Origin of the sequence: Wolbachia endosymbiont of Menacanthus eurysternus (assembly GCA_029715105.1) — a bacterium.
GTDB lineage: Bacteria > Pseudomonadota > Alphaproteobacteria > Rickettsiales > Anaplasmataceae > Wolbachia.
This window is the reverse complement of the sequence record CP085695.1, coordinates 211,715-224,886: the sequence shown is the minus strand read 5'-3', so window position 1 is coordinate 224,886 and position 13,172 is coordinate 211,715. Positions and strand designations below refer to the sequence as shown.

The 13,172-nt window shown below is 28.3% G+C and carries 10 protein-coding genes and 1 tRNA gene; 2 read left to right on the top strand and 9 right to left on the bottom strand.

Annotated elements, in window-relative coordinates; all coding sequences use genetic code 11:
- Window positions 1–65: 65 nt before the first annotated feature.
- From LJI21_00895 to LJI21_00855, 9 genes are all read right to left on the bottom strand, one after another.
- Complete coding sequence (locus tag LJI21_00895; GenBank protein ID WFW29859.1) at window positions 66–887, bottom strand: DNA polymerase III subunit delta'; 822 nt, start codon at window positions 885–887, stop codon at window positions 66–68.
- Between the two features lie 3 nt (window positions 888–890).
- A complete protein-coding gene (locus LJI21_00890; protein ID WFW29997.1) occupies window positions 891–1,487 on the bottom strand; it encodes a threonylcarbamoyl-AMP synthase in 597 nt (198 codons plus the stop codon).
- Window positions 1,488–1,921: 434 nt separating this feature from the next.
- Window positions 1,922–2,707 carry a type I methionyl aminopeptidase gene (map, locus tag LJI21_00885; protein WFW29858.1) on the bottom strand — a complete coding sequence of 262 codons (786 nt, stop codon included), beginning with the start codon at window positions 2,705–2,707 and terminating at the stop codon, window positions 1,922–1,924.
- 278 nt (window positions 2,708–2,985) lie between these two features.
- The gene (ubiA, locus tag LJI21_00880) at window positions 2,986–3,843 is read right to left on the bottom strand and encodes a 4-hydroxybenzoate octaprenyltransferase (protein WFW29857.1); all 858 of its coding nucleotides are present in this window, start codon (window positions 3,841–3,843) and stop codon (window positions 2,986–2,988) included.
- 4 nt (window positions 3,844–3,847) lie between these two features.
- A complete protein-coding gene (locus tag LJI21_00875; protein WFW29856.1) occupies window positions 3,848–4,192 on the bottom strand; it encodes a ribosome-binding factor A in 345 nt (114 codons plus the stop codon).
- A complete protein-coding gene (gene infB, locus LJI21_00870; protein ID WFW29855.1) occupies window positions 4,176–6,518 on the bottom strand; it encodes a translation initiation factor IF-2 in 2,343 nt (780 codons plus the stop codon). The genes LJI21_00875 and infB overlap by 17 nt, the downstream gene beginning before the upstream one ends.
- Before the next feature lie 4 nt (window positions 6,519–6,522).
- Window positions 6,523–8,088, bottom strand: a complete 1,566-nt coding sequence (nusA, locus tag LJI21_00865) for a transcription termination factor NusA (GenBank protein ID WFW29854.1) — start codon at window positions 8,086–8,088, stop codon at window positions 6,523–6,525.
- Between the two features lie 386 nt (window positions 8,089–8,474).
- The gene (locus LJI21_00860; GenBank protein WFW29853.1) at window positions 8,475–9,377 is read right to left on the bottom strand and encodes a cation diffusion facilitator family transporter; all 903 of its coding nucleotides are present in this window, start codon (window positions 9,375–9,377) and stop codon (window positions 8,475–8,477) included.
- Between the two features lie 67 nt (window positions 9,378–9,444).
- Window positions 9,445–9,518: transfer RNA gene (locus LJI21_00855), tRNA-Val, on the bottom strand.
- Between the two features lie 571 nt (window positions 9,519–10,089).
- On the opposite strand from LJI21_00855, the gene elbB reads away from it, so the two are divergent.
- Both elbB and rsmD read left to right on the top strand, forming a co-directional pair.
- Window positions 10,090–10,794, top strand: coding sequence for an isoprenoid biosynthesis glyoxalase ElbB (gene elbB, locus LJI21_00850; protein ID WFW29852.1), 705 nt, complete (start codon window positions 10,090–10,092; stop codon window positions 10,792–10,794).
- Between the two features lie 491 nt (window positions 10,795–11,285).
- A complete protein-coding gene (gene rsmD, locus LJI21_00845; GenBank protein WFW29851.1) occupies window positions 11,286–11,840 on the top strand; it encodes a 16S rRNA (guanine(966)-N(2))-methyltransferase RsmD in 555 nt (184 codons plus the stop codon).
- Window positions 11,841–13,172 lie beyond the last annotated feature (1,332 nt).

Below are 13,172 nucleotides of genomic sequence, written 5' to 3'. Positions count from 1 at the left end.
TATCCCCTTCCTTCCCATTTAAACAATCTCCACCTCATATTTTGAATATAAAATGAACATTAAAACTAAACTGATGTAATAATATTAATTGCATTAGCTAAAATATGCTTTTTATCTAAATCAAGTTGTTTGGCAGCAATAAAAAGTTCATGTATCTTTTTCCACTTATCTAATAAAATTTCAACGCTACTTATCTCACTTTTTATTTTATTTAAAATAAAAAGTTGAATTAAACGTGATGCAAATTCCAATTCTATTTCACTACTTATTATTCTACTAATTATTTCTGGTTTATTCAGATTTTGAGGAAACGTATGAAAAAATTCACATACATCATTATTATTCATTATATTTATAATTACACCTGGTCTCCCGGGAAATACAGTAATAATCTTACTAAGTACCTGATCATCAAACTTATACTTAGATAAAATAACTCGTCTCGTCTCTACATAACCTAGTGGAAATAAATTTAATTGAAAACACCTGCATTTGATAGTAGATTTTATATTATACGGCTCATGACTAATTATAAATATTTTAGAATTTTTTGGTGGTTCTTCGAGAATTTTTAACATCGCATTTTGAGAATTATTTGTCATTGCTTCTAAACTATCTATAATAACTATCTTATATTTTGATTGAATAGAACTTAGATACAAAAAATTTTTTATTTCTCTCACTTTTTCTATCCCTATAGTACCATTATCAACAAAATATAAATCCATTACTACTTCATTACCTCTCTTTACAAGAAGCCAATCAGAAAAAGATCTTACAAATGTTGCCTTTCCTATTCCCCTTTTACCACAAATTAACCAAGTTTGAATAGATAAATTCTCTATTAACTTTTTTTTGGCATAATCATGACCTATTATATTTTCCATCCTTCATTTAATATTAAACTTAGCATAAAAACACATCACTTGAAACGCAACTTTACCATATCTTAATATTTTAATATTATCTCCAGTCAAATCAATAACAGTAGATTCCATACCAGAAACTAATTTATCATCTTCAAATATCACAGATAAATACTGCTTAAAAGGTTTAGGTATATCATTTGCCTTACATACACTTTTCTCTCCTGAAATATTAATACTAGTCATAACTATCGGAGTTTTTAGTTCATTTAATATTGAAATTGCAATAGGATGATCAGGTATTCTTACACCTACAGTATCTTTAAAAAATTTCCTTGGAAGAACACTATTATCTCTAAGAGGTAAAACATAAGTAACTGGTCCTGGAGAAAAATAATTTACTAAATCAAAATATTTGAACTTTAACCCTATTATCTTCATTAAACTATAAATATTATTAACAGATATAGACAGCGGTTTATCTTTAGGACGATTCTTTATTCGATATATTTTCTTTATAGCCTCACAACTTAATGCATTACAGGCAAGAGCATAAACAGTCTCTGTTGGAAAACAGACTAATAAATTACTCCGTATTGCGTTTATTACTTTTAATATCATAAAATTATAAATCATTATCATTTATATGATAAGCAACACTTCTTATTACCTCAATAACAATTCTCAATGAAACCCTTTACTCTTCCTTTATAAGGTGCCACTAAACAAATATTCCTCCACATGAAAGTGGAATCTCCCCTCATTAAGACTGATTTTAATCTTTTTTTTTAACACGTCCATTAGAATCGCATTTACTCTACATATAAGAGAAACTTTACATTCAATAATTAACAAAACCCTATTTTAAAATAAAAACTTGTATGTAATAAGAGAGATTTTTAAGAAACATTTAAAATATTCTATAAAATCAGAAACTATCATTATAAACAATCTTTTAGACATAATCATATGAACATCTAGCTTTTAGAACAAAATTCTAAAAAACTTCAAAAGAACCAAAATTAAAATATCAGATATCTAAATAAATAATCTTTTTAAAAATTAAAAGGAGGAAAATGCCAATTTTTAGGTGATAATGTAAATATTTCAACCCCATCCTTCGTTACTCCAAGGGTATGTTCAAATTGCGCAGAAAGTGAAAAATCACGTGTCGTTACAGTCCAACCATCTAGTTGGCTAAGCAAAGTTTCATGTTGTCCAATATTAATCATTGGTTCTATCGTAAAAAACATACCCTCTTCTAAAATAAGAGTCTCATTTTTATCATAAAAATGCATCACATTTGGTGGAGCATGAAAGTCTTTTCCTATGCCATGTCCACAATAATTACGTACAATAGAATAACCAAAATCTTTAATATATTTTTCTATAGCAAACCCAATCTTATTTAACTTATTACCAGGCTTAACTTGTTTTATTGCTTCTATTAATGCACCATAAGTAGCATCACATAAACGCTTTGCTTTCATCGATGGCTCACCAACCCAAAACATACGACTTGTATCACCATACCAACCATTTAAAATCACTGTAACATCGATATTTATAATATCTCCGTTCTTAAGTGGCTCATCATCTGGAATTCCATGACATACAACAGCATTTTTTGATGTACAAATTGATTTTGGAAATCCTTTATAATTTAAAGGTGCTGGAATTGCGCCTGCTCTAATTATAAAATTATGACATAAATAATTTAATTCATTAGTTGTTATTCCTATTTCTACGTATGGTACAATGAAATCTAAAGTTTCAGCTGCTAGACGACCAGCTCTACGCATGAACTCAAAATCTTTCCGTGAATGTATAATTACGCTCATATATTTATTCATTTTAAATATACAATAGCTTTTCTTTTATCTCTAAAAACCCAATAAACAAAAATAATCAATCAGTTAAATAATATTATTCTCTATTCTTAACTTTACACTTATCAAACACCACCCTAAAATAGGTAATCAATATAATCTTTTATTAAATCTAATAAACTTCTTAGATACAAAATGTCCCAACTTCGACATTATAATATACGTTCAAATAACTCTAAGGTTGAAACAACTATAACGAACTCTTATAACAATATCTTATAATTTAAACTTTAATTTACAACTCTATCCAAAAGAATACCAAAAAAAAGCAGTAATCCTATATAAGAATTTTTTTTAAATATAAGCATACACTGACTAGAATCATCCAAATTAAGATTTTCATATTGATAATAAAACATAGCACCAATAATAAATAAAGCAACATAGAAAATATTATTCAACGATGATAAAATACCCGCATATAGCCACATCATAAGAGATATTAAATGAAATCTTTTCAACCAACATTTCGTTGTATTGCCAAAATACAATGCCATCGATCTGATTCCCAATCTTTCATCATCTATCTTATCTTGATGAGCATATATGATATCATAACATAGTGTCCAAAAAACACACCCTAAATAAAAAAACACAGGTTCTATACTAATTCCATCTCTCACTGATGCCCAACCTAAAAGCGATCCCATATTAAAAGTAAATCCTAAAAACAATTGAGTCCACCAAACATAACGTTTTAATAATGGATAAATAACTATCATACACATTGAAACTGCTCCAAGTATAAAAGTAGTTTTATTTGTAAAAAATAAAATTATTAACGCAATAGAAAGCAAAAAAAAAAGCAAAATTAAAGCTTGCTTTACACTTAATGTGCTGCTTGCGAGCGGTCTATATCTTGTTCGTTCTACACGCGCATCTATTTCTCTATCAATAATATCGTTAATTATACAACCAGCAGATCTCATTAAAAATGCACCTACACTAAATACACTAAAGAGAAAAAAAATCTTCCAAGATAAAAAAAACGAAGCTAAAACAATTCCACTTAAACTAGGAAACAATAAAAGCCATAAACCTGCTAAACTGTGTAACCTCATTAATAAAAGATAACTACTAAAACACATAATTTTATGTACGATTATTTAATATCTTGCTTACCTTAATAAAATTACTAAATCCCAAATCGGTTTTAAAAAATAACTCCGGAATAAATCGCAAATCAACATAACACAACACAAATCTTCGTATCAACCATGCAGACCTATTAATCTCATTGATAATGACATCATCATGACCCCTTTTTCTCAATGAAGACAAAACTACATATACATCTGCTTTTTTAAGGTCTTTACTCAACCTTACTTTAGATATTATCACATCTTTATCTAATAAAACCTTACCCTCCATCAAAACTCTTGATATCGCCTTATGCAATACAGACGCTATTTTTAAATTCCTAATTTCTTTTTTCATTATAAAATTCCTTTCCTTCTTGTAACAATTGATAAACTTCTAAAATATCCCCAATCTTAACATCTGTATAACATTCTATAGACATTCCACATTCAAAACTTTCACCTACTTCTTTAACATCATCTTTAAATCTACGTAAAGCTTTCAATCTTCCCTTATGTACCAACTTACCATTACGTATTATTCTAATTAAAGAATCTTTCTTTACTATTCCGTTACTTACATAACACCCAACAATACTACCAAAAGATTTAGATACATTAAATATCTGCTTCACGTAAGCAGTGCCGATACGTACTTCTTGTACTACAGGTTTTAATGTTTTTAACAAATACATTTTCATATTATTAATAAGTTCATATATTACGCTATAAGTATATATTTCTACACCTTTTCGTTTTGCCAAATCCTTTATTTTGGAATCAACCTTAATATTAAACGCTAAAATTATTGCTTTAGAAGCCTCTGCAAGCAATATATCTGAATCTATTACTCTACCAACTCCCTTATATAAAATATTCAACTTTACCTGACTATTACCAAGTTGATCAATTGAATTTGATATCGCCTCAATAGAACCAGTTACATCGCATTTTAAAACTACATGCAATTCTTTTATCCTATCGTCACAATTAAATATATCCAAATTACTATCAATTAAATTTTTATCTTTTTCTTTCTTTATTAATTCCAATCTATATTTAGAAATTTCACGTGCATTCTTTTCAGAATTTACAACAATAAACTTATCTCCGACATCAGGTATACTGTTCAAACCAAATACCTCAATTGGAGTAGAAGGCAAAGCAATCTTTTCACCCCGACCAAGATAATTAATCATATTACGTACTTTTCCATATATCGTACCAACTATTAATACATCACCAATCTTTAACGTTCCTTCCTCAATCATTAACATAGCAGATATACCTCTGGCCTTATCTATTTTAGATTCCATCACCCATCCACATGCTCGACAATCCTCTACTACCTCAAGATTCATTAAATCAGCAATAAATAAAATCGCTTCTTCTAACTTATCCAAATTGATTTTCTTCTTTGCTGACACTGGTACAACTATAACATCACCACCAAGCTCCTCAGGAATGAGATCATATTGAGGTAAACTACTAATTATTCTTTCTATATCACTAGGTTGCGATCTATCGATTTTGTTAATAGCAACTATAATAGAAACACCCGCCGCCTTAGCATGATTTATTGCTTCAATCGTTTGCTTCATCACTCCATCATCAGCTGCAATAACTATTACAACTATATCAGTAACATTAGCACCACGTGCACGCATTGCAGTAAATGCCTCATGTCCTGGTGTATCAATAAAAGTAATTTTTTGATCAGTTTTCGTAACTACTTGATAAGCACTCATATGTTGAGTTATTCCACCTGACTCCATCTCTACAAGATTAGACTCACGGAACACATCGAGTAACGAAGTTTTACCATGATCAACATGTCCCATAAAAGTAACAACTGGCGGTCTAATTTTTTTAGATAAACTTTCCTTATTTTTTACAATAAACAAATCCCTCTCTTTATTGAGATTACCACCTACTTGTTTAACTATATGGTTAAACCTTTTCACTATTTTACATGCTATATCATGATCTATTAAATCGTTCACTTCATAATCTTTACTAACCTCTTCTTCTAACATTTTTAATACATTTTTACTATCCTCTGCCATACGAATTGATAATTCCTTAACCGTAATTTCATCTGGTACAACCACTTCCCTTGGTATATTCTTACCCTTTATATTTGATTTTCTATTCCTTATACCAAATCTCTGCTTAAACATAGGAGGTTCAATTTTACTATCTATTGATTGTGTAATTATCAATTTAGAATGCTTAGAATACATATCTTTATTAACCTTCAAAGGTTTTTTACTATCATCTTCATCATAAACTACTCCCATCAACCTAGTTGAATCAACTTTATTTAAAGTCTTTTTCTCAATTTCTCTGAATAAAGTATTCGGAATACTATCTGAATTAACTTTTTTAACATTAACATTATTGCACTCTTTTGTTACTATTTCTTTTTTTTCTTCGGAAGAGCTACTTGCTTTTAATAAAGTAGCTCTCTGTAGAGCATTAATACGAAAAATCTGCTCTTTCTCTGTCAAGGAATCAAATTTATCCCGACTTTGCTCTTCCGAATCATAAGACTTTCTTTTTCTTTTTTTTACTATCGTAGTTCCTAAATTCAAATCTGTTGAGGGACTCAAATCAAAGCTCAGTCTAAGCTTACTGACACTCTGAAGAGTTAATTTTTTACTATTAATATTCCCGCTATTCATTTTATTATATCACACCAAGTTTTTTACGAGCTTCCATAATTATAGAATCTATTGTATCTCTCAAATCTTCTTTACTAATCGATGAAACAGAGAGCATATTGTAAAGTTCATGACTAGACAAGTCTGCTACATCTCCTAGAGTTTTAATGCCATATTTACTAAGAATAATTTTATCATCTATTGATAAAGAAGGTAAATTAATTACATCATCCCTCATACCTAAATTTCTCAATTCTTCTATTTTTTTATCATTCTTCATTTTCAAATATTTTTTTGCTCTATCATGCAACTCATTTGCAATATCTTCGTTAAAACCCTCTATCGAAGCAAGTTCTTTAATTGAGGCATTAGATATATCTTCCACACTTGAAAAACCCTCTGTAACTAATAACTTTCCCATGATTTCTTCTAAATTTAGAGCCTCAGCAAATAAAGCTGAACACTGAGCAAGTTCTCTACTACGCCTTTCTGATTCCTGTTGAGTACTTAATATTTCAATTTTCCATCCAACAAGTTCTGACGCTAACCTTACATTCTGGCCTCTTTTCCCTATAGCCAAACTCAATTGATCCTCAGAAACTATCAACTCTACATAATTTTCATTCTCATCAATAATAACCTTCGACACTTCTGCTGGAGTAATCGCCTTAATAACAAATTGACCAATATCTGAAGAATAATGTATTACATCAATTTTTTCTCCATTTAACTCATGTATAATAGCTTTTATTCTATCTCCTCTAATTCCAACACAAGCACCAACCGGATCAATATTTTTATCAGGAGAAAAAACAGCTACCTTAGATCTTGAACCAGCATCTCTAGCTATACCTTTAATTATTACTAATCCATCAGCAATCTCTGGTATTTCTTGACTTAAAAGCGCCTCTAGAAAACCTTTATGAGCTCTAGAGAGGATAATCTGACGCCCATCATCAGAACGCCTAACAGCTTGTATATAAGCCTTAATTTTATCGCCTTCGCGAAAAGATTCACTACCAATTAAATTTCGCAACGGAAGATATGAATTAACACCATTTATATCTACAATTAGATCTGAATACTCCACTTGTTTAACAAAACCATATCTTATTTCTCCTACTTTATCTTTAAATTCTTCATATTGCTTTTTTGATTCCTCACACCTAATTACCTGAGCAATTTTCTGTTGCGCAATTCTTGCTGAGGCAAGATCAGTACTGAGTGAAAGTAATTCATTAACAGTATCCCCAACTTTTACATCTTCTTTTATCAACTTAGCTTTCGTAAGAGCAATTGATTTATATTCTTCTTCCTTATTTGATTTTGATTCGTCGCTAACAACATTCAGTTCTCTATACGCAGAAACATTACCTGTATTTCTATCTATGGAAACCATAATCTTACTTTTACTGCCATATTTTTGAAGAGCTACTGCTTCTATTGCACTTTCTAATGCCCTCATTACTACTTCAAAGTCTAAACCCTTTTGAAGTGAAAGTTCCCCAGCCGTTTTGATTATATCGATACTCCCGATCAAATTATTCTTGCTATTTTTCTGCTTAGCGCCGCTTTTTCGATTAACAATCATACAACATGTCCTAACAAAAAAAATAAAATTTCAAAGCTTCAACAGACGAAAAATGCCCCAAATACCCAAATAATTATATATTTACTAATTTAAGTCAAGTTTTTTATATCTTTCCTACGCCATACTACAACATACAAATAAATAACAGAACAAAAATTTTTAATCAAAATAACCAAGTAAATGTATCCCTATTAAACTACGATACCTACATATCATACATATCATAATATTATAAAAGTAAAAAAACACCTACTTTCTTATCAAGCACATTTTCAAATGTATCAAACAATAAAAGTACAAAGAACGAAACCCTATTCAACTACCTTTTTAACTACTCATTTTATAAAATGAATGGAAAATATGGTATCATCTTCAAATAAATACAATCAAATTTTAACATTCAGTACTTTATTATCTACACACTCACCATATTCAATCTCAACAGTAGAATGCGATATTCTAAATTTATCCAACAATATTTTCTTTATTCCAAATAAAATATCAGTATGTTGTACGCTTTGTCTAATCCTAGCATGCATAGTTATTATAAAATAATTATCAGATAACGACCATACATGTACATGATGTACATCCATTACTTCTGGTAGCTTAAATATAATCTCGTTTTTTATCTTATCAACAGAGATACCTTTAGGTGTACCTTCAAGAAGTATATGACATGAATTCTTGAGAATTTTATAAACACTATTTAATAGTATTAAATTAACAAATATTGATAACAACGGATCTACTATTTGCCATCCAGTAAACATAATAACTACAGATGCAAATATAGCAACTAAAGAACTCAAAATATCCCCAGTAACATGCAATATTACACTTCTTATATTTATATTACTTCTACATTTACTGTGTAACAAAAAAAAAATTATGACATTAGCAATCAATCCAAAAATAGCAACTATTAACATTATTTGCCATTCAATGTTGATTTTTGGAAAAACAAATCTCTTTATTGATTCAATCATAATGATTGCCACTATAAAAAATAGAATCAAACCATTGACAAATGCTGCAATTATTTGTAATCTGTGATACCCGTATGATCTTTGTAAATCAGATTTCTTACTTGAAAAAGTATGTGCTATTAAACTTAAAAGCAATACAAAAAAATCAGTTAACATGTGTCCTGCATCTAATAACAGAGTGAGCGAATGCGAAACTATTCCTCCTATCACTTCCGTGAGCATTGTGACTATAACTATTATTATAGAATAAATTAAGTATTTAGACTCTGCCATCACTAAATACTTTTTATTACGTACCATAAATACCCATATTACTACAATATATACTTTACATATTACAACATATAAAATCCATTTAATGTAAAAATGGGTAATACTGGAATTGAACCAATGACCTCTTGCACGTCAGACAAGTGCTCTAACCAACTGAGCTAATTACCCAACACCCATTTAACTTGTATTATTAATAAGTATCTAAACCAATGAAGTCAATTCAGCTACAACAAATAGCCTTCACTAACTTTACAAATTAAACTTCTTTTAACAAATTCAAACAAATTTAACTTTTCTTTTGAAGAAAAATATAAATCTTCACAATAAACTAAAATTTAACATAGTACTTAATTTTTTATCAATAAATCTCTATATGAAAGTTAATATGAAAGTTATAACTCCACAATATTTTACATAACTCTCGTAACTGTTTATTAATTTAAACTCATACTTTTCTATAAATATCCGCTTATCGTCGTACATACTGTATATGTTTTGCGTAAATAATAATATATATACATCTCTCCATCTCTCCATACCTTATGAGAAATAATAAAAATTATTTTTACTCTTCCATTATCTCAACTCTTCCTTTCGTTTAATAGTACCTTAATAAATAAAAACTAGAGCTTTATTAAAAACAAACAAATAATAAAAATAACAAATTAATAGATAATCACTCTTTTCAAAAATAAAATATATACTACAATATCTGAGATATAAAATTAAAGGTTATTTTATGGGTATTGGTGAAAAAAAAAAAATAAGAGCTGTTATAGTTTTATCTGGGTGCGGTCACTTAGACGGTACAGAAATAAAAGAAGCAGTTTTAAGTATGCTAGCACTTGATCAACACGAGGTAGAAATTAGATGCTTTGCACCTGATATGAATATTGCACAAGTTATAAATCATAAAACAAAAAAAGTAACAGAAGAAAAGAGAAATACGCTCATAGAAGCGGCAAGAATTACAAGAGGCGAAATATACGACTTAAAAGAAGCTAGAGCTGAAGACTTTGACATGTTAATTGTACCAGGAGGATATGGAGTTATAAAAAATTTGTCTAATTTAGCTGATAGCAAAGAAGTAATAACAGTAATACGTGAATTTGAAAGATTAGTTTTAGAATTTTTTACTGCAAAAAAACCAATAGGAGCAATATGTATATCTCCAGCGATAATTGTCTTCATTTTAAGTAATAAAGTAAACAAAAATGGAAACAAAATTAAAGTAACTATAGGAGATGACAGAGAAAAGTTAATAGAAAGACTCGGTGGCGAACACATAAAATGTGATACAGAATTATCAATAGAAGATGAAGAACACAATGTATTCTCCTGTTCCGCCTATATGCGGAGCGATGAAAGTATCTGCTCTATATATCAGGGAATAAAACACATGATCGATAGTATAGTAAAAAAAATTAATAAAATTAATAAATAAATGTGAATAAAACTTGAAATTTATATGATCATTTCATTAATTGAAATAAAAACTTAGAACTTCTCTACTACTGTTCTCTCATCACCTTACCACATTTCATTATCGCACAAGATTATTTTCACCTTGATAACATATAATTTATAAATTTTTAATTACAAAACGTGAATTTTTTACACAACTGTAAAATATTTAAATTTATAATAAAACAACTCACTCTATAACACATATGTTCATTCATTACAAAGCAAAATGAATGTATGTCTTATCTATATATATTTTATATTTACAGCTTTTTCTTAATTCATGTTACTCAAATTCTCTATAAAATAAAAAATATAATTAAAGATATGAGCGCGAAACAATCTAATAACTTGTATAAATAAATGCTCTCTTTATACTTCAGATTTACTATTAATAAATTAGCTAATATATTGTAGTGTATTTTATTTTTTTATACTTAACCAAAAACAAATTATTTATATAACTTTAATATGCTACGTATTATCGCAGGAAAACATCGTGGAAAAAAAATATCTACAAATAGAAATTTATCAGTACGTCCTACCATGAGTATAGTAAGAGAAGCAATATTTAATATACTTTCTTTAAAAAAAACTATTTATAATTCAAATATACTTGATTTATTCTGCGGAAGTGGTTCTTTTTCTTTTGAAGCACTTTCCCGGGGTGCTAAACACGCGTTTATGATAGATTCAAATTACCACAATCTACAGTTTCCTAAAAAAACTGCAAAAAATCTTAAAGTTGATAATAATATTACACTGATCTGCTGTAGTGCTTATAAATTACCAAAGCCAATAACACAATGCGATATAGCTTTTATAGATCCACCTTATAACAGCAATCTAGTCTATACGACTTTAAAAAAATTAGCTAATTCAAATTGGCTAAATAAAAATGCTATAATAATTATAGAAACTAATAATAAAAACAAAAACTTTCATTGTAACGGAAACTTTAACGTATTTTTAGAGCGCACTTATGGTACAACAAAAATAGTATTTTTATCTTCTTCCACTACCTAAGCCCCCACCCATTTTACTTAAGAGATAAAAGTACAAATACTTAATTATACAATATTTTAAAACAAAATTTAGATCATGCTTGCATCCAATCTTTACAGAAATCACTATTTTACATAAAAACTTAATATTCTCATAACTTTCAAAAATTACCCTTCTACTTAATTTTGTAGTGTTCAAAATAAAATTCAAAAATTTATGAAAACCTACTTTCATGAAAATTCATACACTACTCCATAAATAAAATCATGCTAGATAGAATATATTCTCTTTATACTACACAAAACCTCTCATTTAACATCACAATATTATCTATCTTCTTTAAGGAAACCAAACCATCATTTTTGTAAAAGCTGAAAGTACACACCATTCCTTTTTAACATCGTTACCTCTTTCTCTTAATTTTTATATAGTCTAGTCTATATACTTATAATTATAACATCTCCAAGAACACCTCTTCTTTTAGAAATCTTAAAAATCTTCTTTATTATCTTAAGATATTCATATCTTATTTCTTTAATCTGTCATAATTTTATTATGAATCTTTTAAGCAAAATCATATAAAAGCTCATCATCAATATTACTTCTACTTTTTTCTAATATCCCTTTTTGATTATTTAAATCGAAAGGTACATCAAAACAACATTATTAAGTTCTTTCTTTCATCATTCCAATACCTTATTTTAACGTGAATAAAATAATTTAGAAAAAAAATACAAAAGCTATATAAAAACCCCTTAAAAAAAATCCTACCTTAAATTTCTTAAATATCATAAAATTATTAATACATCCTATTAAGAACAATAATAAAGTATCTGTAAAGTCTTCTGAGTAATCAGAATATTAATAAAAACTAATATTGTACTTATATATATAGAAATATAGTAAGACCAATGCTTATACGTTTTGTATAATCATTAAAATCCATTGGATCGTTTAACAATACCAAAAACTATGTTAATGTTTTATACAAAAGTTTACTAAAAATATTATATATTATTTGGCAACATAGAAATTACAAAACATTTCTAAAAAGTTCTCTATAACCTGTGGCAACTAGCGTAATCCGAAAGAAATATTGTTTGAATAGATAATTCTTCTATCCGTTCATGCATCTTCATACTTTCTAATTAAAGTTTTTCAACTTAATTTTCATTACCATTTAAATTTTTTTTCTATACTTATATACTCCAAAGCATCACAACCCCATTCTGGAATTTATGAAAACCATTAGTAACCAAGTTCAACACATATCTTAAACAAAACTATATTACTCACTGCTTCTTTAAGCGAATAACCATAATTAATTTATCAATTATCGAAACCTATTTCATC

What these genes read in the sequence shown, in the direction of transcription:
- LJI21_00895 (WFW29859.1), bottom strand. Translation starts at nt 887, where the DNA reads ATGGAAAATATAATAGGTCATGATTATGCCAAAAAAAAGTTAATAGAG.
- LJI21_00890 (WFW29997.1), bottom strand. Translation starts at nt 1,487, where the DNA reads ATGATATTAAAAGTAATAAACGCAATACGGAGTAATTTATTAGTCTGT.
- map (WFW29858.1), bottom strand. Translation starts at nt 2,707, where the DNA reads ATGAGCGTAATTATACATTCACGGAAAGATTTTGAGTTCATGCGTAGA.
- ubiA (WFW29857.1), bottom strand. Translation starts at nt 3,843, where the DNA reads ATGTGTTTTAGTAGTTATCTTTTATTAATGAGGTTACACAGTTTAGCA.
- LJI21_00875 (WFW29856.1), bottom strand. Translation starts at nt 4,192, where the DNA reads ATGAAAAAAGAAATTAGGAATTTAAAAATAGCGTCTGTATTGCATAAG.
- infB (WFW29855.1), bottom strand. Translation starts at nt 6,518, where the DNA reads ATGAATAGCGGGAATATTAATAGTAAAAAATTAACTCTTCAGAGTGTC.
- nusA (WFW29854.1), bottom strand. Translation starts at nt 8,088, where the DNA reads ATGATTGTTAATCGAAAAAGCGGCGCTAAGCAGAAAAATAGCAAGAAT.
- LJI21_00860 (WFW29853.1), bottom strand. Translation starts at nt 9,377, where the DNA reads ATGGTACGTAATAAAAAGTATTTAGTGATGGCAGAGTCTAAATACTTA.
- elbB (WFW29852.1), top strand. Translation starts at nt 10,090, where the DNA reads ATGGGTATTGGTGAAAAAAAAAAAATAAGAGCTGTTATAGTTTTATCT.
- rsmD (WFW29851.1), top strand. Translation starts at nt 11,286, where the DNA reads ATGCTACGTATTATCGCAGGAAAACATCGTGGAAAAAAAATATCTACA.